Source organism: Aureimonas sp. Leaf324 (genome assembly GCF_001423245.1).
GTDB lineage: Bacteria > Pseudomonadota > Alphaproteobacteria > Rhizobiales > Rhizobiaceae > Aureimonas.
Genome location: NZ_LMOH01000023.1, coordinates 188,976 through 210,774 on the forward strand (window position 1 = coordinate 188,976; position 21,799 = coordinate 210,774).

General features: G+C 69.4%; 20 protein-coding genes. 10 read left to right on the forward strand and 10 right to left on the reverse strand.

From position 1 onward, the window contains the following. Positions 1-2 precede the first annotated feature (2 nt). Positions 3-1,124 (reverse strand): GTP cyclohydrolase II RibA, encoded by a 1,122-nt coding sequence (gene ribA, locus ASF65_RS13170; RefSeq protein ID WP_055890006.1) that lies wholly within the window; start codon positions 1,122-1,124, stop codon positions 3-5. Between the two features lie 316 nt (positions 1,125-1,440). On the opposite strand from ribA, the gene ASF65_RS13175 reads away from it, so the two are divergent. From ASF65_RS13175 to ASF65_RS13190, 4 genes are read left to right on the forward strand one after another with little or no spacing between them, the layout of a single operon-like run. Further along, positions 1,441-2,319, forward strand: coding sequence for a zinc-binding alcohol dehydrogenase (locus ASF65_RS13175; RefSeq protein ID WP_244486652.1), 879 nt, complete (start codon positions 1,441-1,443; stop codon positions 2,317-2,319). Between the two features lie 46 nt (positions 2,320-2,365). Continuing rightward, entirely contained in the window at positions 2,366-2,764 is a 399-nt protein-coding gene (locus tag ASF65_RS13180; RefSeq protein ID WP_055890008.1) for a 6-carboxytetrahydropterin synthase, read from the forward strand. Beyond that, positions 2,761-3,819 (forward strand): glycosyltransferase family 4 protein, encoded by a 1,059-nt coding sequence (locus ASF65_RS13185; protein WP_055890010.1) that lies wholly within the window; start codon positions 2,761-2,763, stop codon positions 3,817-3,819. The genes ASF65_RS13180 and ASF65_RS13185 overlap by 4 nt, the downstream gene beginning before the upstream one ends. Continuing rightward, a complete protein-coding gene (locus tag ASF65_RS13190; RefSeq protein WP_055890012.1) occupies positions 3,816-4,598 on the forward strand; it encodes a hypothetical protein in 783 nt (260 codons plus the stop codon). Before ASF65_RS13185 ends, ASF65_RS13190 begins: the two co-directional genes overlap by 4 nt. A 12-nt stretch (positions 4,599-4,610) precedes the next feature. Here ASF65_RS13190 and ASF65_RS13195 read toward each other — a convergent pair whose 3' ends face one another. After that, positions 4,611-5,621 (reverse strand): lysylphosphatidylglycerol synthase transmembrane domain-containing protein, encoded by a 1,011-nt coding sequence (locus tag ASF65_RS13195; protein WP_055890014.1) that lies wholly within the window; start codon positions 5,619-5,621, stop codon positions 4,611-4,613. 351 nt (positions 5,622-5,972) lie between these two features. Between ASF65_RS13195 and ASF65_RS13200 the strand changes: the two genes are divergently transcribed. Genes ASF65_RS13200 through ASF65_RS13215 form a run of 4 tightly spaced genes read left to right on the forward strand, consistent with a single transcriptional unit; the run spans position 5,973 to position 11,332 of the window. Further along, positions 5,973-7,568 carry a peptide ABC transporter substrate-binding protein gene (locus ASF65_RS13200; protein WP_055890016.1) on the forward strand — a complete coding sequence of 532 codons (1,596 nt, stop codon included), beginning with the start codon at positions 5,973-5,975 and terminating at the stop codon, positions 7,566-7,568. A 57-nt stretch (positions 7,569-7,625) separates the two neighbouring features. Next, positions 7,626-8,549, forward strand: a complete 924-nt coding sequence (gene oppB, locus ASF65_RS13205) for an oligopeptide ABC transporter permease OppB (protein ID WP_055890018.1) — start codon at positions 7,626-7,628, stop codon at positions 8,547-8,549. Further along, positions 8,542-9,708, forward strand: coding sequence for an ABC transporter permease subunit (locus tag ASF65_RS13210; protein ID WP_055890021.1), 1,167 nt, complete (start codon positions 8,542-8,544; stop codon positions 9,706-9,708). The genes oppB and ASF65_RS13210 overlap by 8 nt, the downstream gene beginning before the upstream one ends. A gap of 1 nt (position 9,709) precedes the next feature. Further along, positions 9,710-11,332, forward strand: a complete 1,623-nt coding sequence (locus tag ASF65_RS13215; protein ID WP_055890023.1) for an ABC transporter ATP-binding protein — start codon at positions 9,710-9,712, stop codon at positions 11,330-11,332. Between the two features lie 57 nt (positions 11,333-11,389). On the opposite strand, the gene ASF65_RS13220 is transcribed toward ASF65_RS13215, so the two are convergent. From ASF65_RS13220 to ASF65_RS13245, 6 genes are all read right to left on the reverse strand, one after another. Further along, a complete protein-coding gene (locus tag ASF65_RS13220) occupies positions 11,390-12,892 on the reverse strand; it encodes a tripartite tricarboxylate transporter permease (RefSeq protein WP_055890026.1) in 1,503 nt (500 codons plus the stop codon). 12 nt (positions 12,893-12,904) lie between these two features. Beyond that, positions 12,905-13,450, reverse strand: a complete 546-nt coding sequence (locus tag ASF65_RS13225) for a tripartite tricarboxylate transporter TctB family protein (protein ID WP_055890027.1) — start codon at positions 13,448-13,450, stop codon at positions 12,905-12,907. A 79-nt stretch (positions 13,451-13,529) separates the two neighbouring features. After that, positions 13,530-14,516 (reverse strand): tripartite tricarboxylate transporter substrate-binding protein, encoded by a 987-nt coding sequence (locus ASF65_RS13230; protein WP_055890029.1) that lies wholly within the window; start codon positions 14,514-14,516, stop codon positions 13,530-13,532. A 76-nt stretch (positions 14,517-14,592) separates the two neighbouring features. Next, entirely contained in the window at positions 14,593-16,305 is a 1,713-nt protein-coding gene (locus ASF65_RS13235; RefSeq protein ID WP_055890031.1) for a dihydroxyacetone kinase family protein, read from the reverse strand. Then, positions 16,302-17,198 carry a sugar phosphate isomerase/epimerase family protein gene (locus ASF65_RS13240; protein WP_244486693.1) on the reverse strand — a complete coding sequence of 299 codons (897 nt, stop codon included), beginning with the start codon at positions 17,196-17,198 and terminating at the stop codon, positions 16,302-16,304. Before ASF65_RS13240 ends, ASF65_RS13235 begins: the two co-directional genes overlap by 4 nt. 108 nt (positions 17,199-17,306) lie before the next feature. Further along, the gene (locus ASF65_RS13245) at positions 17,307-18,344 is read right to left on the reverse strand and encodes a 4-hydroxythreonine-4-phosphate dehydrogenase PdxA (protein WP_055890035.1); all 1,038 of its coding nucleotides are present in this window, start codon (positions 18,342-18,344) and stop codon (positions 17,307-17,309) included. A 207-nt stretch (positions 18,345-18,551) separates the two neighbouring features. Here ASF65_RS13245 and ASF65_RS13250 point away from each other — a divergent pair, with 207 nt between their 5' ends. After that, positions 18,552-19,238 (forward strand): GntR family transcriptional regulator, encoded by a 687-nt coding sequence (locus tag ASF65_RS13250; RefSeq protein ID WP_244486695.1) that lies wholly within the window; start codon positions 18,552-18,554, stop codon positions 19,236-19,238. 4 nt (positions 19,239-19,242) lie between these two features. Here ASF65_RS13250 and ASF65_RS13255 read toward each other — a convergent pair whose 3' ends face one another. Both ASF65_RS13255 and ASF65_RS21490 read right to left on the reverse strand, forming a co-directional pair. Then, positions 19,243-19,905, reverse strand: coding sequence for a hypothetical protein (locus tag ASF65_RS13255; RefSeq protein WP_055890039.1), 663 nt, complete (start codon positions 19,903-19,905; stop codon positions 19,243-19,245). A gap of 28 nt (positions 19,906-19,933) precedes the next feature. After that, on the reverse strand, positions 19,934-20,638 hold the full coding sequence (locus tag ASF65_RS21490; protein ID WP_055890041.1) for a hypothetical protein: 705 nt from the start codon (positions 20,636-20,638) through the stop codon (positions 19,934-19,936). A gap of 130 nt (positions 20,639-20,768) precedes the next feature. Here ASF65_RS21490 and ASF65_RS13265 point away from each other — a divergent pair, with 130 nt between their 5' ends. Next, positions 20,769-21,740, forward strand: coding sequence for a sugar-binding transcriptional regulator (locus tag ASF65_RS13265; RefSeq protein WP_244486653.1), 972 nt, complete (start codon positions 20,769-20,771; stop codon positions 21,738-21,740). Positions 21,741-21,799 lie beyond the last annotated feature (59 nt).

A 21,799-nucleotide genomic window follows, 5' to 3' on the forward strand; every position in this document is an offset into this window, starting at 1 on the left:
TTTCAGCCGAGCTTGGCCGCGATCGCCGGCCAGTCGAGAAGGTGGCCGGCGCGCCGCGCCTTGGTGACGAGGTAGCCCTGGTTCTCGGCGGTCACGGTGCCGAGGACGGCCGTGCGGGCCTGAACCTCGATGCCGGCCGACTGGAGAGCGGCGATCTTGGTCGGGTTGTTGGTCATCAGCTCGACCGAGCCGATGCCGAGCGAGCGAAGCATCGCGACGGCCGCGCCGTAGCGACGCCCGTCCGGCTCGAAGCCGATCTGCGCATCGGCGTCGATCGTGTCAAAACCCTCGTGCTGCAGGCCGTAGGCGCGCATCTTGGCGGCAAGCCCCGTGCCGCGGCCCTCCTGATCGAGGTAGAGGAGAACGCCGCCGCCGCGCTGTGCGATCAGCTGCAACCCATTGCGGAGCTGGTCGCCACAGTCGCACTTCAGGGAACCGAAGAGGTCGCCCGTGATGCAGGACGAGTGAATGCGTACGGGCACCGGCCGCGACAGGTCCGGCTCGCCCACCATGATGGCGAGCTGGTCGCGCTGCGCGAGGCCGCCGCGAAACACCACGAAGCGGCAGTCCGAGATGTCGCGCAGCGGAACCGCCGTGCGGACGATCTCCGTGAAGCGGGTTTCCTCGACGAGGGCCGCGCGCACCTCGGCGTCCGCGACCGACAGGCAGCGCCCACCGATCCGGTCGTCGGCGCGCGCCGGCCGCACCAGGAAGGCCGGAAGCAACAGCGCGAGCCGCGCGAGATCGTTGAGGCAGGCGAGTTCGGACGCCGGCCGCCAGTCGCCGGGAAAACGGGTCTCCGCCCCGAAGGCGATCCGCGACAGTTCGGAGAGATCGGCGGTGCCGGTCGTCAGGCAGACGGGGCCGATCGTGGAAATCCCGAGCGCCCGCGCACGATGCGCGCTGAGGTAGAGGCCGACCTCGTCCGGCGCGTCGCCGAAGAAGCGGTCGACGTCGCCGGTGGCGGCCGCGTCGATCGACAGCACGGCATGTTCGGCCGCGCCGGAGTGCAAGAGAATCGAGCGCCCGTAGCGAAGCTCTGAAACCGCACGTTCCGTGTTCACCTTGGCGAACTCCGAGTCGGTTTCATCCCGAAAGAGGATGTCGGAACTGCCCTCGCTCATCGCCTGCTACTCCTCGAAACCCACGGAAACGGGCGATCGCGCGGCGTCGTGGTGCCGGGTCGCTCTCGAATGACAGCTAGACGACGCCTGCTTTTTATCCAGATTGGGTCGCGAACAAGCACGTGATGAGAGCCGTTCGAAGGGTAACCCCACGACTGGCAACGCAAGCGGAGACACGGTCATCGTTGCCCGGCAAACCATTGAGTCGACAAACATTCGAGGCGAAACGGAACGTCGGGCCCTCTGGATCGAGGCGCCTGGCCAAGCGGTTCTGCGTCGAAGCGTCGCCCCGGCGCCCGGGCCTGGGGAGTGGCGGGTGCGCAGCCGGTTCGGCGCGATCAGCCGCGGAACCGAGCGGCTGGTCTTCGAAGGCCGAGTGCCGGAGGAGGAATACGAGCGCATGCGCGCGCCGCTCCAGGAAGGCGCGTTTCCGTTTCCGGTGAAATACGGCTACAGCGTCGTCGGCATCGTCGAGGATGGAGACGATGCTCCGGTCGACCGCGTGGTGTTCTGCCTTCACCCCCATCAGGAGCGATTAACGGCACCCGCCGCGGCCTTCCGGATGGTGCCGCATGGCGTCCCGCCGGAACGGGCGGTGCTCGCGCCGTTCATGGAGACCGCGCTCAACATCGTCTGGGACGCCGCCGTCGCGCCGGGCGACCGGGTCGCCGTGGTCGGGGCCGGCCTGATCGGGTGCCTCGTCGCCTACCTCTCGGCGCGCATTCCGGGCGTCGAGGTGACGCTGGCCGATCCGAACGCCGCCCGCCGCCGGGCGCTCGCGGGCTGGGGCTGCGATCTCGTCCCGCCGGGTGAGCTTCCGGGGGACCGGGACGTCGTCGTCCACGCATCCGGGCGGCCGGAGGGCCTGTCGGCGGCGCTCGAGTGCGCGGGCCTTGAGGCGCGGGTCGTGGAAGCCAGCTGGTTCGGGCGACAAGACGTCGCGGTCCCGCTCGGCGGTGCGTTCCATTCCCGGCGGCTGCGCCTCGTATCCTCGCAGGTCGGACGCGTTCCGGCGGAGCGCCAGGCCCGCTGGACCACCGGGCGACGTCTCGACACGGCGCTACGCCTCCTCGCCGATCCGCTTCTCGATCGCATGTTCTCCGGGGAAAGCGCCTTCGGGCACCTCGACCGCGACTACGCCGCCATCCTGTCCGATCCCGATACGCTCTGCCACCGCATCCGCTACGCGCCGTAAGGCCGCGCCCGTCCCCTCATCTTCCTCCCCGATCAAAGGCCCGCCGATGTACGCCGTCGAAGTCCGTGACCACATCATGATCGCCCACAGCCTGCCGCGCGCCGTTTTCGGCCCGGCGCAGGGCATGCACGGCGCGACCTTCGAGGTGGACGCCGCCTTCTTCACGCGCGACGTCGACGCGGACGGCCTCGGCGTCGACATGGGTCTTGCGATCACCGTCCTGAAGGAGGTCCTCGCCCCGCTGAACTACCAGAACCTCGACGAACTCGAGGTCTTCCGCGGCCGCGTCACCACCACCGAGGTCCTCGCCCGCCACGTCTTCGACGCGCTCGCCGCGCGCATCCGCGACGGCGCCTTCGGGCCGGGCAGCGGGCGCATCGAGCGCATCCGCGTGACGCTGCACGAGAGCCACGTGGCGCGCGCCTGGTACGAGGGAGACCTTTGAGCGCGAGCCCGTCGCGCCATCTCGTCTTCGCGATTCCGGGCGACCTCGACGCGCCGAGCGGCGGCTACGGCTACGACCGGCGCATGATCGCGGAGCTGCGGGCGCTCGGCTGGCAGGTCGACGTCATGCCGCTCCCGGCCTCGTTTCCGATGCCGGGGCACGCGGACATGGCGGCGGCCGCCGCAGCCTTCGCAGCCCTGCCGGACGACGCGCTTGTCATGGTCGACGGGCTCGCCTTCGGCGCGCTTCCCGATGTCGCGCGACGCGAGGGACGCCGGCTGCGTCTTGCGGCCCTCGTCCACCATCCCCTCGCGCTGGAGGACGTCCTGTCTCCCCCGGTCGCCGAAGCCCTGCGATCGAGCGAACGCGAGGCGCTCGCGCATGCCCGCGCCGTCGTCGCGACCAGCCGGACCACGGCGCGGCTTCTGTCGATCGGGTTCGGTGTCGGCACCCACGTGGCCGTCGCCCCGCCCGGCACCGAACAGCCGACGTCGCCGCCTTCCCGCTCGCCGTCGCGCATGCCGACGATCCTGTCGGTGGGCTCGCTGATCCCACGCAAGGACCATGCGCTTCTCGTCGAGGCGCTGGCCGGGCTGACGGAGCTTCCCTGGCGCTGCCGCATCGTGGGGAGCGAGACCGCCGATCCCGCGACCGCGCGCGCACTGAAGACGCAAATCGCCGACGCCGGACTGGAGCGGCGGATCACAGTTGTCGGCCCCGTCCGGGATGTCGGGGCGGAGTATCGCGCCGCCGACATCTTCGCCCTGCCCTCGCGCTTCGAGGGCTACGGCATGGCGTTCGCCGAAGCGATGGCGCACGGGCTTCCCGTCGTCGGCTGCGATGGCGGCGCGGTGTCGGAGGTGGTTCCGGCCTCGGCGGGCACCATCGTCGAGCCGGGCGACGCGGCCGGGTTCGCGCGGGCGCTCGGAGCCCTGCTTCGCGATCCCGCCGAACGCCGGCGCATGGCGGAGGGGGCCCGCACAGCCGCCGCCGCGCTGCCGACCTGGGGCGCATCCGCCCAGATCCTCTCCGACGCTCTGGAGGCCGTACGATGAGCGGTTTCGATACGACTTGGCTGGACTTCCGCGAGCCCGCCGACCACGCCGCGCGCGACCCCGCCTTACTCGAGGCGGCACGCCAGTTCCTGCGTGCCGGCGGGCCTTCGCCGCTCGCCGTCGATCTCGGCTCGGGCACCGGCTCGACGCTGCGCGCCTTCGGGCCGGAGGGTCCGACGCGCTGGCGCCTCGTCGACCACGATCCGCGGCTTCTGGAAGCCGCCGTCTCGCGTCTCGGCGGGTTCGCGCATGTCGAGCGGATGGAGGCCGACCTCGGCCATCTCGACCCGGTCGTGGTGGCGGATGCGCGCCTCGTCACGGCCTCGGCACTCTTCGATCTCGCCTCGCAGGACCTCGTGGAGCGCGTCGCCGATCTCCTGACGGAACGCGGGATCGGCCTCTACGCGGCTTTGAACTACGACGGCGTGAACCGCTGGGAGCCGCCGGTCGACGGCGACGACGCGATGCTGGCGGCCTTCAACGCACACCAGACGACCGACAAGGGTCTGGGGCCGGCGCTCGGGCCGCAGGCCGCCGAGGCGCTGCGCGCCGCCTTCGAGCGACGCGGCTACGAGGTTCGCCTCGCGCCGAGTCCCTGGCGGCTCGATGACGGTCAGCGTGCGCTGGAGGCGGCGCTTCGGGAGGGCTTCGTGGCGGCCGTCCGGGAGACCGGACGCGTCGAGGCGCGACGGATCGACGCCTGGCAGGCGGCGCGCAGCGCCCATCCCGCCCACTGCCATGTCGGGCACTCAGACGTCCTTGCCCTGCCGAAGACCTGACGGCCGCCTGCGTCAGGCGGCGGCGCGCCTGCGCCCGCCGATGGCGTGGCGCGCGAGAAGCAGCAGTCCCGGCAGCGCCCCCACCAGCGAGGCGATGCCGTAGATCACGCTGGCGGCAAAGGCCCCGCCGGCTGTGATGCCGGCGATCGGCAGGATCGCGGCGGCGGCGGCCTCGCGCAGTCCCCACCCGCCGACCGAGACGGGCAGGAGCATCGAAAGGAGCACGAGCGGGACGAGGAGCAGCGTGCCGGCGAGCCCGAGCGGCGCACCGACGGCGCTTGCGGCGAGCGCGAAGGTCGCGAGATAGGAGAGGACCACGGCCAGCGACAAGGCGCCCTGGATGGCCCAGGCCCTGCGCCGGACGAAGACCTCGGCGAGCAGCGGCCCGAACGCGCGGCGAAACCGCGCCGCCCGGTCTCCGAGGAGGCGCAGCACCACCCAGCCGACCACGACGAGACCGGCGACGGCCGCGAGGAGAACCAGAAGTCCCGCGCCCCCCGGCGGGGTGACCCCGAAGACGAAGGGCGCCGCGAGAAGGCCGATGCCGGCGGCGGTGAAGAGCACGAGCTGCCCCGACAGGCGATCGAGCACCACCGCCTGCCCCGCACGGCCGGTCCAGCGATCGCCCTCGCCCTCGCGCGCCGCGCGCACCACTCGCACCGCGTCCCCGGCGACGCCGCCGGGCAGGACCTGGTTCAGGAGGCTCGCCAGATAATATTCACCGATCGCCCGGCGCGCCGGAAGCTGCTGGCCGAGGCGTCGGGAAGTGAAGCGCCAACGCAGCGCCGACAGGACGATCTGCGGCTGGACCGAAAGCACCGCGAGCGCGAAGACGAGGGGATCGGCCTGGCCGAGCCGATCGAGCACCTGCCCCCGGTCGAGCATCGACACGACCGCGATCAGGATGGCGACGCCCGGCACGAGCGGCAGGATCGTGCGGCACCAGGCGGGCATCGCGGACAGGAGCTGGAACTGACGCACGCGCACTCCGGGCAGGCCCATGGCCGGCGGGATCGGAGGCATGGGAGGGATCGGTCGATATGTAGCGGGCATCGCCGGCAACGGACAGGGCCCGGTCGTGCGCGCCCCGTCACTTCAAACCTGCGCGAGCGCCGCGAGGCGTCTGAGGTCGATCGCCGGGCTCTGAAAGTATTGCGGAAGACAATCCCAACGATCGGAAGTGGAACGCGCGCGGCCCGCGCAGAACGGACGGTTGTGGCGCCGTCCGCCAAGACGGATCGCCGCGCCGGCCCCGTATATCGTCCCGCTTGCTTATCGTTCCCGCCCCATGCTTCAACCATGCCTTCCGCTCGACCGGTCGAGTCTGCAGCATTGCGGACTCCCGGCGACCAACAGACATGGAGACGTCACCTGATGACCCTTCGCCCGATCCACGCGCTCATCGGCGCCGCCCTCTTCACCTCGACCCTTCTGGCAGGTCCGGCACTCGCCCAGACGCTGCACCGGGGCAACGCGGGCGAGCCGCAGACGCTGGACCAGGCGCGCACCTCGGTGAACATCGAGGCCTTCGTGCTGAAGGATCTCTACGAGGGCCTGACGATCTACGACCCGAACGGCAAGATCGTGCCGGGCGCGGCGGAAAGCTGGCAGGTGTCGGACGACGGCACGGTCTACACGTTCAAGATCCGCGACGCCGCGAAGTGGTCGAACGGCGATCCGGTGACGGCCGGTGATTTCGTCTTCTCGATGCGCCGCATCCAGGACCCGAAGACCGCCGCGCCCTACGCCAACATCCTCTACCCGATCAAGAACGTCGAGAAGGCGAACAAGGGCGAGGTGCCGCTCGACCAGATCGGCGTGCGCGCCGTCGACGACAAGACGCTCGAGATCACGCTGGAGCGGCCGACGCCGTTCTTCATCGAGCTTCTGGCCCACCAGACCGGCCTGCCCGTCCACCCCGCGACCGTCCAGGCGCAGGGCGACAACTTCGTGCGTCCGGGCGTGATGGTCTCGAACGGCGCCTTCAAGCTCACCGAGCAGGTCACCAACGACCACATCACCGTCTCCAAGAACCCGGACTACTGGGACGCGGCGAACGTGAAGCTGAACGAGGTGATCTTCTATCCGATCGACGACGCGGCCGCCGCCCAGCGCCGCTTCCAGGCCGGCGAGATCGACATGACGTTCGACTTCGCCGCCGACCAGCTGGAGTTCCTGAAGAAGGAATTCGGCGATCAGGTCCGCGTGACGCCCAAGCTCTCGACCGAGTACTACGCCTTCGACACGCGCACCGCGCCGTTCGACGACGTGAACGTGCGCAACGCCCTGTCGATGGCGATCGACCGCGACTTCCTGTCGAAGGAGATCTTCCAGGGCGCCCGCCTGCCCGCCCTCTCCTTCGTGCCGCCCGGCATTCCCGGCTACGAGAAGCCGAGCGAGCCGACCTATGCCTCGATGGACCAGCTCGACCGCGAGGACGAGGCGCTGCGCCTCCTGAAGGACGCGGGCTACGGCGAGGGCGGCAAGCCGCTCGACATCTCGATCCGCTACAACACCAACACCAACCACGAGCGCGTGGCGACCGCGATCGCCGACATGTGGCGCACCCAGTTCGGCGCCAACGTCACGCTGCAGAACTCCGACGTTGCCTCGCACTACGCCTACCTGCAGGAGGGCGGCACGTTCAACGTGGCGCGCGCCGGCTGGGTCGCCGACTATGCCGACGCCGAGAACTTCCTGGCGCTGACGACCACCGGCAACAAGACGTTCAACTATTCGAAGTGGTCGAACCCCGAATACGACCGCCTCGTGGCCGCCTCCTACGAGGAGAAGGACCCCGCCAAGCGCGCCGAGCTCCTGCATCAGGCCGAGACGCTGATCCTCAAGGAACAGCCGATCGTCCCGCTCCTGAACTCCGCCTCGCTGTGGCTGGTGTCCGACAAGGTGTCCGGCTGGGGCGACAACGTCGCCGACGAGCACCTGTCGAAGTACCTCTCGGTCAACCGCTAACCGGCGGTCCGACGGGCGGCGCTCTGGCGCCGTCCCTCCGTCCCGAGAGCCCTTTCCATGACCCGTTTCGTCTTCGGCCGCCTCCTCAGCGCGGTGCCGACGCTGTTCATCGTCGTCACCCTGTCCTTTTTCCTGATGCGCATGGCCCCCGGCGGCCCGTTCAACCTCGAACGCCCGCTGCCGCCCTCGACCATGGCCAATCTCATGGCCACCTACCGACTCGACCAGCCGCTGGTGGTCCAGTACTGGACCTACCTCTCCAACGCGGTTCGCGGCGATTTCGGACCGAGCTTCGTCTATCGCGACTATTCGGTCGCCGAACTGATCCTGCAGGCCCTGCCCTATTCGGTGACGCTCGGCCTCTGGGCGCTCGCCTTCGCCGTGATCGGGGGCACGATCGCCGGCGTCGTCGCCGCGCTGCGCCAGAACGGCTGGGTCGACTATCTCGTGATGGGCGTCGCCACCGTCGGCATCACGGTGCCGAACTTCGTGATCGGCCCGGTGCTCACCCTCGTCTTCGCGATCATCCTGTCGCTGATTCCGGCCGGCGGCTGGGGAGACGGCTCGTTCCGCAACCTCGTCCTGCCGGTGATCGCGCTCGGCCTGCCGCAACTCGCCGTCTTCGCGCGCCTGACGCGCGGCTCGATGATCGAGGCGATGCGCACCGACCACGTGCGCACCGCGAAAGCCTACGGTCTGCCCTGGCGCTCGGTCGTCGTCACCCATGCGATGCGCGGCGCGATGCTGCCGGCCGTGACCTATCTCGCGCCCTGCTGCGCGGCGCTCCTCACCGGTTCGACCGTGGTCGAGACGCTGTTCACCATCCCCGGCGTCGGCCGCTACTTCGTGGAAGGGGCGCTGAACCGCGACTACACGCTCGTGATGGGCACGGTGGTGCTGATCTCGGTCTTCATCATCGCCTTCAACCTGCTGGTCGACCTTCTCTATGCCTTCCTCGACCCGAGGATCCGCCATGACTGACCTCGCCTCCACCACGCCCGATCCCGGCCCGCTGCCCGGCGACCTGCCCGTGGCGCCGCAGGACGTTCGTGGCCGCTCGCTGTTCCAGCTGGCGCTGCTGCGCCTGCGCCGGAACCGCGCTGCTATGGCCGGCTTCGTGATCCTGATCCTCGTCGCGCTGTTCTCGTTCCTCGGGCCGCAATTCACCGATCATCGCTACGATCAGGTGTTCCAGTCCTACGTCTCGGTGCCGCCCTCGCTCGAGGCGTGGCCGCGGGAGGAAAACCTCCAGAGCGCGGTGGAAAGCGTCGCCGAGCGGGCACGCGTCACGCTCGCCGCCTTCGACGTCGAGGACGGGCGATACCGTGCGACGATCCGCTCGGACGAGTCGATCGACCCGCGCGTCCTGCGCTACTTCGACCGGTCCGGCCAGCTGGGCACCGCGGCGGAAGTGACGGAAACGCGCGACGACGGGCGGGAGCTCGTCGTGTCCGGCACCGTCGGGCAGCAGTATTTTCCGTTCGGCACCGACGGCAACGGGCGCGATCTCATGGTCCGCACGATGGTGGGCGGGCAGATCTCGCTCGTGATCGGCGTTCTCGCCAGTCTCGTGTCGCTGGTCATCGGCGTCACCTACGGCGCGGTGTCGGGCTATGTCGGCGGGCGCGTCGACAACCTGATGATGCGTCTCGTCGAGATCCTCTACTCGCTGCCCTTCGTCTTCATGGTGATCATGCTGGTCGCCTTCTTCGGGCGGTCCTTCGTCCTGATCTTCGTGGCGATCGGCCTCGTGGAGTGGCTGGATATGGCGCGCATCGTGCGGGGCCAGACGCTCACCATCAAGCGGCGCGAGTTCGTCGCCGCGGCGGAGGCCATGGGCCTCACCGACCGGCAGATCGTGCGGCGCCACATCGTGCCCAACACGATCGGCCCCGTGGTCGTCTTCGTCACCATCGTGGTGCCGAAGGTGATCCTCTTGGAAAGCTTCCTGTCCTTCCTCGGCCTCGGCGTTCAGGCGCCGCTGACGAGCTGGGGCGCGTTGATCTCGGACGGGGCGCAGACCATCCAGGCGGCCCCCTGGCTCCTGCTCTTTCCGGCGGTGCTCTTTTGCGTGACGCTCTTCGCGCTCAACTTCATCGGCGACGGGTTGCGCGACGCCTTCGATCCGAGGGACCGCTGACATGGCCGAGACGGTGCTTTCCATCCGCGACCTTCGCGTCGCCTTCGACACCGAGGACGGCCAACTCGATGCCGTGAAGGGCGTGTCCTTCGAGGTCGCGCCCGGCGAAACGCTGGCGGTCGTCGGCGAATCGGGGTCCGGCAAGAGCCAGACCATGATGGCGGTGATGGGGCTTCTGGCCGCCAACGGTCGAGCCTCGGGCTCGGCGCGCTATCGCGGGGAGGAGATCCTCGGGCTCCCTGCCCGCCAGCTCAACCGCTATCGCGGCGCCAAGATCTCGATGATCTTCCAGGAGCCGATGACCTCGCTCGACCCGCTCTATCCCGTGGGCAAGCAGATCGGCGAGGTGATCCGCCACCATTCGGGCAAGCGCGGCTCGGCCGTGCGGGCGCGGGTGCTCGAACTCCTGCGCCTCGTCGGCATCCCCGAGCCCGAGCGGCGCATCGACAGCTTCCCGCACGAGCTCTCCGGCGGCCAGCGCCAGCGCGTGATGATCGCCATGGCGCTCGCCAACGATCCCGAGCTGCTGATCGCCGACGAGCCGACGACCGCGCTCGACGTGACGGTGCAGGCGCAGATCCTGAAGCTTCTCGCCGATCTCCAGAAGCGTCTCGGCATGGCGATCCTCCTCATCACCCACGATCTCGGCGTCGTCCGGCATTTCGCCGGCCGGGTCGTCGTCATGCGTCGCGGCGAGGTGGTCGAGGAAGGGCCGACGGAGGCGATCTTCTCCTCGCCCCGGCACGACTACACTAGGATGCTGCTCGCCGCCGAACCTCAGGGCGGCAAGCCGCCGGTGCCCGAGGGCGCGCCGCTCGTCCTGTCGGCGCAGGACGTCGTCGTCGACTACGACCTGCGGGGATCGAAGGGTCTCTTCTCGAAAGGGCCCGACACGTTCCGCGCCGTCGACCACGTCTCGCTGGCCCTGAAGAGCGGCCAGACGATCGGCGTCGTCGGGGAATCGGGGTCTGGCAAGTCGACGCTGGGCCGCGCCATCCTGCGCCTCCTGCCGAGCGACGGGCGATACCGCTTCGAGGGCCAGGACATCACCGTCTTCGACCGGCGGCGCATGCGCCCGCTGCGGCGCGAGCTTCAGCTGATGTTCCAGGACCCGTTCGGCTCGCTCAGCCCGCGCCTCACGGTCGGCGAGATCGTCACCGAGGGCCTGCTAGTTCACGAGCCGGCACTGTCGGCCACGGATCGCTCGCGCCGTGCGGCCGCCGCGCTCGAGGAGGTCGGCCTGCCACCGGAAGCGCGCAACCGCTACCCGCACGAGTTCTCGGGCGGGCAGCGCCAGCGCATCGCGATCGCGCGCGCGATGATCCTGAAGCCGAAGGTCGTGGTGCTGGACGAGCCGACCTCGGCGCTCGACCGCTCGGTGCAGGTGCAGATCGTCGAGCTTCTGCGCAAGCTCCAGCGAGAGCACGGCCTGTCCTACGTCTTCATCAGCCACGATCTCGCGGTGATCCGGGCGATCTCGGACCACATCCTTGTCATGAAGGACGGCAAGCTGGTCGAGGAAGGCGCGACGGAGGACATCTTCTCCGCCCCGCGCGAGGACTACACCCGCACGCTGATCGCCGCCGCCTTCGACGCCAAGCGGCCTCGCGAACTGGCCGCCTGATAACAAAAGGGGCGCCGGATCGGCGCCCCTTTTCGTTTGTGCGACGTCTTCGGCCGGTCAGGCGGCGTGTGCCGGCCTGATCATCTGGATCGCCTTCGAGACCAGTGGCCAGGCGAGAAGCAGGAGCGCCAGCGCCATCAGGGTGCCGACCAGCCCGTTCGACCAGAAGATCGACAGCGATCCGCCGGAATAGAGCATCGACTGGCGGAACGCGTCCTCGGCCTTGTCGCCGAGCACCATGGCCAGAACCAGCGGCGCGATCGGGTAGTCCAGCCGCTTGAAGACGTAGCCGACGATGCCGAAGGCCACCGCCATCATCACGTCGAACTCGGCGTTCGCCACCGTGTAGGCGCCGATCAGGCAGACCACGATGATGATCGGCCCGATGATGCCGAAGGGAATGCGCAGGATCGAGGCGAAGAGCGGCACGGTGGCGAGCACCAGCACCACGGCGATGATGTTGGACAGGTACATCGAGGCGATGAGGCCCCAGACGAAGTCCGGCTGCTCGACGAAGAGAAGCGGGCCGGGCTGGAGGCCCCAGATCATCAGGCCGCCCATCATGACGGCCGCCGTCGCCGAGCCAGGCACGCCGAGCGCCAGCATCGGCAGGAGCGCCGAGGTGCCGGCCGAATGGTCGGCGACTTCCGGCGCGATGACGCCTTCCGGCTCGCCCTTGCCGAAGTTCCGGCCATACTTGCCGAAGCGGCGACCGAGGCCGTAGCTCATGAAGGACGCGGCCGTTGGTCCGCCGGGCGTGATGCCCATCCACACGCCGACGGCGGCGGAGCGGAGGAAGGTCACCCAGTAGTGCGGCAGACGGGCGAGCGCCCGGAAGATCTCGCGCACCTCGATCTTGGACGAGACGCCCTTGAACTTCAGCTCTTCCTGCACGGTGAGCAGGAGCTCGCCGATGCCGAAGAGACCGATCACGGCGACGAGGAAGGAGATGCCGCGCAGGAGGTCCGGCCAGCCGAAGGTGAGACGAAGCTCGCCCGACACCGTGTCCATGCCGACCGTCGCGAACGCGAGACCTGCGAGCAGCGACACGGCCGCCTTGATCGGATCGCCGCCGCCGAGCCCGATGAAGGAGCAGAAGGCCAGAAGGTAGATCGCGAAGAACTCGGGGCTCGAGAAGCGCAGCGCGAACTCGGCGATCCAGCCGGCCAGAAGCGTGATGACGATGACGCCGGTCAGCGCGCCGATGCCGGCCGAGAAGAAGGCGGTCGACAGCGCTTCGGTCGCCCGGCCCTGCTTCGCCATCGGGTAGCCGTCGAAAGTGGTCGCCACCGACGACGGCTCGCCGGGAATGTTGAAGAGGATCGAGGTCGTCGATCCGCCGAACAGTGCGCCCCAGTACATCGAGGACAGGAGGATGATCGCCGAGACCGGCTCCATCGTGAAGGTCAGCGGCAGGAGCAGCGTCACGCCATTGGGCGCGCCGAGGCCCGGCAGCACCCCGACGAGGATGCCGAGCAGCACGCCCATGACGATGAGCGCGACATGGTAGAACGAGAAGGCGACGGAGAAGCCGTGCAGGAGATTGGCGATGTCAGCCATGGATCGATCTCCTCAATAGATGCCGAGCAGCGGCATGACGACGCCCTTGGCGAGCGGCACCTGGAACCAGAACTCGAAGGTGACGAAGAAGACGGCCATCGTCGCGACCGCGATTACCGTCGCCTTCAAGACGCCGACCTTGCCGAGCGTCATCATCGAGAAGACGAGGAACAGCGCGCCGGACAGATAGACGCCGAGCCACGGAATGAGCGCGGCGGAGATCGCTGTCGGCACAAAGACCGAGGCGATGCGCCCGAGCGCCCCGTCCTTGAGGAAGCGCTCGTCGAGGCCGGTCGGCTCGTGCAGCGCGACGGCGCCGCCCGCGGCCTGCGCCTCAAGGTTGGCGGGCGCGCGACGACGCCCCGTGAGGCCGTATTTGACGGCGATCACGAGGCCGAGCACCGTCAGGATGATGCCGATGCGGAACGGGAAATAGCCGGCGGAGGGACCGAAGTCCGTCCAGCCGGTGCCGTTCTCCAGGCTGCCATAGGCCGTGACGACACCCAGAAGGGTTGCCGAAAGGCCGGTCGCGACTTCGATGTGACGGCGGGTGACCATCGCGCGTCCTCCCCTTTTGCGAAACGGGCCGGCGAACGGGGCGACCGTCGGCCGGCCGCCCGCAACACCGGCGATCGGCTTAGTTGACGAGCCAGCCGTCCGCTTCGAACTGCGTGCGCGAGCGCTCGACGTCGGCGGCGATGTAGGACTTGAACTCGTCGCCGGTCATGAAGCGGGCCGTCTGCGAGGTGTTCTTCAGGTAGGCCTGGAATTCCGGCGTCGCGGACACCTTCTTCAGGAGATCGGTGTACCAGGCGACGGCCTCGGCGGGCACGTCGGCCGGAGCGAAGACGGTGCGCGGCATCTGGTAGGCATCGACGCCAAGGCCCTGCTCGCGGCAGGTCGGGATGTCGTTCCACGACATGGTCTCGGTGACCTTGGTCGTGTCGGCCATCCGCTCGGCCGCCATCACGCAGAGGGGTTTCGCCTGCCCTGCGCGCCATTGGCCGACATTCTCGGCCGGGTTGTTGGTGTTGGCGTCGATATGGTTGCCGGCGAGCTGCACGGCGGCCTCGGAGCCCGACTTGAAGGGGATGTAGAGGAACTTCGCCCCCGTCGCGGCCTCGATGCGGCGGACCAGCGTCTGGTCGACGTCCTTGGACTGCGAACCGCCGAAGCGGATCTTGCCCGGCGAAGCCTTACCGGCTTCCACGAGGTCGGTAATCGTCTTGTAGGGGCTGTCGGCCTGCACCCAGACCACGAACTCGTCGACGGCAAGCGTCGCGACCGGCGTCAGGTCCTCGGACTTGTAGCCGAGGCGCGTGACGAGCGGCAGCTGCCACTCGTTGGAGGTGCCGAGGATCAGCTTGTGGTCGTCGCCCTCCGAGCCCGCGCCGTAGATGAACGCCTCGGCGCCCGAGCCGCCGCCCTTGTTGGAGACGACGACGTTGGTCGGCGACAGGTTCTCCTTGGCGATCGCCGCCTGGATCTGGCGCGCGAACTGGTCGGTGCCGCCGCCGGCGCCGCCGGCCGCGATGAACTCGACCGGCTTGGTCGGAGCCCACTGCGCCATGGCCGGCGCGGCGAGAGCAAGCGTGACGAGGGCGGTGGTTGCGAAGAGCTTCATTGGATCATGCCTCCCAGACGGATCGTTGAAGAAAAGAGGACCCGGCCGGTCGTCCGGCCGGGGAATGGAGAGCCGGCTAGCCGGCCTTGAGGACCTCGCCGACCGTGCGGGCGCAGAGCGCCAGCGAGACGGCGCCGGCATCGGGATGGCCGATGCTCTTGGCGGCGAGCGGGCGCGCGCGGCCGAGCCGGGGCGTTAGTCGGGTTGTCTCGTCGGCGGCGCGCGTCGCAGCCTCGGCGGCCCGGCTCCAGGCATCGCGAAGGCGCGCGCCGCCCTTCACCTCGGCGTCGAGCGTCTCGACGAACGGCACCAGCGCATCGACCAGCGTCTTGTCTCCGACCCGGGCGCGTCCGAGCGTGGTGACGGCGTCCCGGCCGGCCGCGGCGGCGCGGGCCGCAGCGGCCGCGTCCACGGGAGCGTCGTCGCCGAGCGCCGTGCCGAAGCCGCGCAGGAGAAGTCCCCAGATCGCGCCGGAGGTGCCGCCGGCCGTGTCCGCCCAGCGGTCGCCGGCATGGGCGAGAAGCGAGCCCGCCCCCGCGCCTGCGGCCAGCGCCTTGCGGGCGCCCTCGGCAGCCGCGGCTGATCCGCGACGCATGCCCTGACCGTGGTCGCCGTCGCCGGCCACCGCGTCGATGCGGCCGAGTTCCTCCTCGGCGTCCGCCAGCACGGCGGCGAGCCGCTCGACGATGGCGCAAGCCTTGGCCGCGTCCTGCTGCGACGCGTCCGATGCCGCTGCGAAGGACAGCGCTTCCGCGTTTCCTTCCACGGGCTTCGGTGCGGCTGCGCGCGGCTCCACATTGCCGCGCCGGAAGGCGGCACCGTGGGCGGGCGCCAGCCAAAGCGGCTCCAGTTCCCGGTCGAGCCAGGTGATCGTGAGCGAGCAGCCGGCCATGTCGAGACTGGTGACGAACTCACCGACCTCGGGCTGGACCAGGGTCAGCCCTGCGTCGCGGAGGCGGCGGGCGACATGGGTCCAGAGGACGAACAGCTCTTCGTATTTCGTGGCGCCAAGCCCGTTGAGGAGCACGGCGACCCGTCCACTTGCGCCGGCGGGACGCTCGGCGAGCAGCGGATCGACGAGGAGGTCGGCCAAGGCCTTCGCCGACATCGCCGTCTCGTCGCGGATGCCCGGCTCGCCATGGATGCCGAGGCCGACCGCGACCGAACCCGTCTCGACCGTGAAGAGCGGTGCGTCGGCGCCCGGCAAGGTGCAGCCGGAAAAGGCGATGCCGAACGACTGGGTGCGCGCGTTGGCGAGCCTTGCCAGACGCTCGACCTCGTCGAGCGTCATGCCGGCTTCCGCCGCCGCGCCCGCGATCTTGAACACCGGCACGTCGCCGGCGACACCCCGGCGAAGCTCGGGCGTTTCCCTCGGCGCGCTCGCCACGTCGTCGGTGACGGCGAGAACGCGCACGTCGATCCCCTCCCCGCGCAGCCGCGTCGCCGCCGCGCCGAAGTTCAGGACGTCGCCGGCATAGTTGCCGAAGCCCAGCACGATGCCGCCGCCGCGATGGGCCTGCCGGCAGATGCGCGCCACCGATTCCGTCGAAGGCGAGGCGAAGACGTCGCCGGCGACCGTCGCGTCGGCGAGGCCGATTCCGACATAGCCGCCGAAGGCCGGGTAGTGGCCGGAGCCGCCGCCGATCACCAGCGCGACCTTGCCCTCGGGCGTCTCAGTCGCCCGCACGGCGCCGCCGCGCACGGGGTGCACGAGATGGGCGTTGATGTCGCAGAAGCCTTCGAGGGCGCTTTGGGCGAAACGCTCGGGCTCGTCGTAAATGAGGGTCATGCCGTGGTCTCCGGACGCGGAAGGATGCGGCGAAGATAATCGCGATTGGTGGCGCTGACCGACAGGCCGTCGCCGCCGTAGTGCTCGACGAGGAACGGCGAGCGGAAGCCGTGGGCGAGCGCCATGCGGATGGCGGTGCGGTAGTTGATCGTGCCGAACTCGAGGGGCGCCGGCGCCGTCATGATCGCCCCGGTCGTCTCGTCCTCAATGCGCGTGTAGTTCTTCACGTGCCAGAAGCCGGCGAAGGGCGCGATCTTCTCCATCATCACCTGCCAGTGCTCGACCGGACGATGGAGGCGGATCAGGTTGCCGATGTCGGCATTGATCTTCACGTTGGGGAGATCGACGTCGGTGACGAAGCGCACCGCGCCGTCGGCCGTGCCGATCAGCGTGTCCTCGTACATCTCCAACGAGATCTCGAGGCCGAGGTCGGCCGCGTGGCGGCCGAGATCGCGCAGCCGCTCGACGGCAAGCGACCAGGTGCCGGCATCGGTCGGGCTGCGCTCGCCCTCCACCGTCCAGAACCAGAGTGCTTGTCTCTGCGCGTCGGTGAGCGGGCCGAAGAAGCCGAAGGACACGGCGCCCGCCCCGATCTTCGCGGCCGTGTCGAGAACGCGGTGGCCGTAGGCCAGATGCGCCTCGCCGAGCGACGGGTCGATGAGGTTCTTGCGCGCGGTGGAGATCGCCGGGATCGTCAGCCCGTGCGAGGCGACGACGCCCATGAACTCGTCGAGACGCGAGGGCTCGAGGTCGGCGATGCGCAGCCAGCCGTCGGTCGGGTCGAGCTCGGTGAAACCGGCGTCGGCGACGTCGGCAAGCGTCGCGGACCACTCCTCGGCGGACTGGTCCTGCGTCGTCCGGCCGTCCGGCAACGTGCCTGGATACTGGATCATCGCGGCCGCGATCGGCCAGTTGGTTCGGTCGAGCTCTCGCCCGGCTCCTTCAGACACGCGCACTCCTCCCTCACGCATGCGGACGCTTCAAGGCTCGGCCGTCGGCGCTCACTCGGCCGCGGCGGCCAGCGCGCGGCGCTGGTTGGCCATGCGCACGGCCAGACGGAAGGCCTCGCGCGTCGCGCCGAGATCGGCCTTGCCCTGGCCGGCGATGTCGTAGGCCGTGCCGTGGGCGGGCGTGCAGAGCGGGAACGGCAGGCCGCCCATCATGGTCACGCCCTTGTCGAAGCCGATCAGCTTCATCGCGATCTGGCCCTGGTCGTGGTACATGGTCAGCACCGCGTGCCAGCCGTCCTTGAAGGCACGCAGGAACACCGTGTCGGCCGGGAACGGCCCGTCCACCTCGTAGCCCGCCTCCTTGGCGGCCCGCACGGCGGGCTCGATGATCTCGATCTCCTCCATGCCGAAGGCGCCGCCGTCGCCGGCATGCGGGTTCAGGCCATTGATCGCGATGCGCGGACGCTCGATGCCCGACTGCTTCAGGCAATCGTGGGTGAGCTTCACCTCGGCGAGGATCGCCTCGACCGACAAGTGGTCCGAGACCTCCTTCAGCGGGATGTGCGAGGTGACGCGCGCGTTCCAGACCTTCTCCAGAACGTTGAACTCGCGCACCTTGCCGGCAAAACCGGTGACGTCGACCACGAAGCGGATCTCGTCGTCGTAGCCGGGATAGGCGTGGCGCATCGCCTGCTTGTTGAACGGCGTGAAGATCACGGCGTCCGCCTGGCCGGCATGGGCCATCTCGAGAGCGCGGCGGAAATTGGCGGTGGCGAAGGTGCCGCCTTCCAGTGTCGCCTCGCCGCGGCGCACGTCCTCGACCGCCAGATTCTTGAGATCGATCATCACGGCGCGTGAGCCGTCGCCGATCGCGCCGACGTCGCTGGCTTCACCGAGGTCGAGCGTCACGCCGGCTTCGGCCGCACCGCGATCGAGGATGCGGCGATCGCCGAACACGACGACGCGGGCGCGCTCGTTTGTCTCGGGATCGGCCAGCAGCATGGCGGCCAGCTCCGGGCTGATGCCGGCCGGGTCACCCATGGCCAGAGCCACGATCGGACGATCCGCCGCGTTGGTCGCAAAAGCCATTCCCAGTCCTCCCGAATGAAGCTTGCCCATAGCGCTACCCTATTCGCATGCACGCATCAAGCCTTTTTCATTTTGTATTCTGCATACAGCATTCGCGTTTGACGATTTCAGGTGTTTGTGATGTGTGTGAACGCATTCGCCACGAGCCCGAACAGGCCGTCGGTGGCCCGCATTCTGTCCGGAAGGGAGGGATCGATGAGCGATACGATGTCAGCGTCGCGTTCGGTCGACGGCGCAGCCGGACCGGACCTCGGGCGCATCTCGCGCACCTCGCTGCACGACACGATCGTCGGGCGGTTGCGCGACATGATCATCGAAGGAGCGTTGGAGCCCGGTTCGCGCCTGCACGAGGGTCAGCTCGGCGAGCAGCTCGGCGTCTCGCGCACGCCGCTTCGCGAGGCAATCAAGTATCTGGCGAGCGAAGGCCTCGTGGAACTGGTGCCGAGCCGCGGCGCGGTGGTGCGGCGGTTCGACCGCAAGGATGTCCACGACATGCTCGTCGTCCTGCGCGAGCTGGAGCATCTGGCGGGCCGGCTCGCTTGCGAGGCCGGAAGCGACGCGGGCATCGCCGCCGTGCGCCGTGCGCACGACGCGATGATCGAGCGCTACCGGGCGGGCGACCGCCTCGCCTATTACAAGCTCAACCAGGAAATCCACAGCCGCATCGTCGAGCTGACGGGCAATGCGGCGCTGGCGCATGTCCACGCGGGACTTCAGATGCGGCTGAAGCGCGTTCGCTTTATCGCGCACGAAGGCGCGGACAAGTGGGCGGCGGCGGTCGCCGAGCACGAGGAGATGATCGCCGCGCTCGAACGGCGCGACGGCCCTGCCCTGTCCGAAATTCTGACCCGCCACCTGTCCCGCGCCTGGGACCGCGTGGCGGACATGATCTGACGGATCAGGTCCCCGCTGCGGCGGGTCCGGCGAGGCGCTTGTCCCAGTCCAGCATCCGGCCCTTGAGCGCCGAGCGGAAGCGCGCGGCCTTCGGGAAATCCCAGTTCGGATCGCCGCCGAGGAAGAGGTCGAGGAACGGGATCGCAAGGTCCGGGTCGCTCGCGACGTTCTCCCGGAACGACGCCCAGGACCTGAGCTCCAGCGCCTCGGCCGACAGATGGATCCCCTCGAGGTCCTGCTCGACGAGAACCTTGTCGAGAACCGTGATGCAGAACTCGAAATAGAACACCCCCTCCGGCCAGAAGGCGACGAGCGCCTCCTCGGGGCGCGCGAGATCGCCGCCCTTCGGCCGCGCCGCGCCGCCCGTCACCGGGCGGTTGCGGATGAGGCTCGACAGGAGCATGCCGGCCGCGAAATGGCTGAAGTCGCGTCGGTCGCGGTCGGCCAGCGAGCGCTGCGCATCGAACTGGCGCATCCATTCGAGAAAGGCGCGCGTCAGGCTGCGCTGGGTCAGCGCCATGTCGACGCCGTAGCGCGCATTGAACTGGGCGAGCGCGAGATCGACCGTGCGCGAAAAGTCCCCGAGCCGGCGGATCGAGCGGCGCAGCGACTGACGGCCGCCGGCATCGGCGGTCTCGAGACTGAGCGTCAGGACGGGATCGTTCACGGGACGCGGCGCCTCTCTTTCGGGGGGATCAGGGAAGATAGGGGATCGTGGCGCGCCAGGCAGCGGCAAGCTCGGCGAAGCGCCCGTCGCGCAGGAGCGTGCGCCACTGCGATCCTTCCGCCTCCACTGCGCGCTGGGCGCCCAGAAGCACACGCTCGCCGGACACCCCGCTGTCGCGCCGCACGAGGACGCCGAGCCAGACCGCCAGCGCCATGTGATCATTCACCGCCGCGCTGTCTTCCGGATCGACGGGACCCAGCGCGCTGGTGAGGCAGGGCCGCGCCGCGCCAACCGCGGCAAGGCGCCCCGCCGCACGGGCCGCCGCCGTCACCGTGTCCTCGTCGCGGACGCGACGGCCGAGATCCTCGGACGCCATCGCCAGCCGCAACTCCGACACCACCGCGTCGCGCGGGCCGCCGAGCGACAGGACCTCGCGGCACAGCGCATAGAGATCGGCGCTCTCGACCGGCGCGCCGGCCCCCATCAGCGAAGTCGCCATGCGGTCGAGCGTGCGCGACACGTCGGCGCCGCCGCGCGGGATGACGCGCTCGGCCACCTTCTCGGCGCGCGACAGCACCCCGTCCGCCATCCGGGCGAGACGCCGGGCCGGCTCCGGCGTGCCGATCAGCCGGGCCGAGATCGTGCCCGCCGCTGCTTCCTGGCGAATCGACGTCCGCAGGTCCCGGATGCCTTCCTTGAGCGGCAGCGTCAGATTATGGGGATGGGGCAACATGAAGCTCTCCGAACTGGTCCGACGAATACCATACGAACGGCGGAAGCATGAGACGTTTTCCTGACAGCGCGCAGACCCGCCCCTCCAACGCGCGACGGCCTGCATGCGATGCTTCGCGCCGGGGGCTTCCGTGAAGGGCCGCTCGCGCAACGGCGCGGAAGCGCCGGCCACCGACACCCGCGCCGACCGCATGCGCGTGCGCGCGGCGTGGATGTACTACGTCGAGGAGATGACGCAGAGCGACATCGCCGCGGCGCTCGACATCGGCCGTGTCAGCGTGGTGCGCCTTCTGGCCGAGGCGCGGGCGCGCGGCGAGGTGCGCATCTCGGTGTCCGGGGCGCTGGCCGAGCTGACCGAGGCCGAGCGGGCGCTGGAACGCCGCTACGGCCTGCGCAGCGCGGTCGTCGCTCCGGCGCCCGGCAAGGGCGAGGACCCGTCCAGCGCCATCAGCGCGGCGATCGGCGGCGTCCTGTCCGGCGCGGTGGCGAGCGGAATGACGGTCGGGCTCGGCTGGGGTCGCACGCTCCTCGAATCGCTGCCCTTCATCGAGCCGCACGCGCTGGAGGAAATGCGCGTCGTCTCGCTGCTCGGCGGCATCAACCAGGCGCATCGCTTCAACCCCGCGGAGTTCGTCTGGCGCTTCGCGCAGATCTTCAACGGCGACGCCTTCCTTCTCAGCGCCCCGGCGATTGTCGACAGCCCGGAGACGAAGACCGCCCTCGTCGAGCGCTGCGGCCTCGGCTCGACGCTGGAGATGGCGGAAAAGCTCGACCTCGTGGTCCTCAGCGTCGGCGGCATCGAGAAGAACGCGACGACCTACCGCACCGGCTATATCGCCGAGGCCGAGCGGCGTTCGCTGGAGAAGGCCGGCGCGGTGGGCGATCTTCTGTTTCATTTTCTGGACCGCGACGGAAACTTGGTGGATCATGCCATCAACGAGCGCATCGTCTCCGCCGACATGGCGGCGATTCGCAGGGCGCCCGAGCGGATCCTCGCATCGGGCGGCCCCGAGAAGATCGCGGTCCTAAAGGCCGCCCTGGCCTTTCTGAAGCCGACGGTGCTGGTCACCGACGAGACCACGGCCCAGCGGCTTCTCGACTGACCCGAGCCCTTTCAACGAACATGTTGACACAACGCAAGTCAAATGTTCACTTGACCGAA

Excerpts from the sequence above, each read along its gene's own strand:
- ribA (WP_055890006.1), bottom strand. The coding sequence starts at position 1,124 with ATGAGCGAGGGCAGTTCCGACATCCTCTTTCGGGATGAAACCGACTCG.
- ASF65_RS13180 (WP_055890008.1), top strand. The coding sequence starts at position 2,366 with ATGTACGCCGTCGAAGTCCGTGACCACATCATGATCGCCCACAGCCTG.
- ASF65_RS13190 (WP_055890012.1), top strand. The coding sequence starts at position 3,816 with ATGAGCGGTTTCGATACGACTTGGCTGGACTTCCGCGAGCCCGCCGAC.
- ASF65_RS13195 (WP_055890014.1), bottom strand. The coding sequence starts at position 5,621 with ATGCCTCCGATCCCGCCGGCCATGGGCCTGCCCGGAGTGCGCGTGCGT.
- ASF65_RS13200 (WP_055890016.1), top strand. The coding sequence starts at position 5,973 with ATGACCCTTCGCCCGATCCACGCGCTCATCGGCGCCGCCCTCTTCACC.
- oppB (WP_055890018.1), top strand. The coding sequence starts at position 7,626 with ATGACCCGTTTCGTCTTCGGCCGCCTCCTCAGCGCGGTGCCGACGCTG.
- ASF65_RS13210 (WP_055890021.1), top strand. The coding sequence starts at position 8,542 with ATGACTGACCTCGCCTCCACCACGCCCGATCCCGGCCCGCTGCCCGGC.
- ASF65_RS13215 (WP_055890023.1), top strand. The coding sequence starts at position 9,710 with ATGGCCGAGACGGTGCTTTCCATCCGCGACCTTCGCGTCGCCTTCGAC.
- ASF65_RS13220 (WP_055890026.1), bottom strand. The coding sequence starts at position 12,892 with ATGGCTGACATCGCCAATCTCCTGCACGGCTTCTCCGTCGCCTTCTCG.
- ASF65_RS13225 (WP_055890027.1), bottom strand. The coding sequence starts at position 13,450 with ATGGTCACCCGCCGTCACATCGAAGTCGCGACCGGCCTTTCGGCAACC.
- ASF65_RS13230 (WP_055890029.1), bottom strand. The coding sequence starts at position 14,516 with ATGAAGCTCTTCGCAACCACCGCCCTCGTCACGCTTGCTCTCGCCGCG.
- ASF65_RS13235 (WP_055890031.1), bottom strand. The coding sequence starts at position 16,305 with ATGACCCTCATTTACGACGAGCCCGAGCGTTTCGCCCAAAGCGCCCTC.
- ASF65_RS13240 (WP_244486693.1), bottom strand. The coding sequence starts at position 17,198 with ATGATCCAGTATCCAGGCACGTTGCCGGACGGCCGGACGACGCAGGAC.
- ASF65_RS13245 (WP_055890035.1), bottom strand. The coding sequence starts at position 18,344 with ATGGCTTTTGCGACCAACGCGGCGGATCGTCCGATCGTGGCTCTGGCC.
- ASF65_RS13250 (WP_244486695.1), top strand. The coding sequence starts at position 18,552 with ATGTCAGCGTCGCGTTCGGTCGACGGCGCAGCCGGACCGGACCTCGGG.
- ASF65_RS21490 (WP_055890041.1), bottom strand. The coding sequence starts at position 20,638 with ATGTTGCCCCATCCCCATAATCTGACGCTGCCGCTCAAGGAAGGCATC.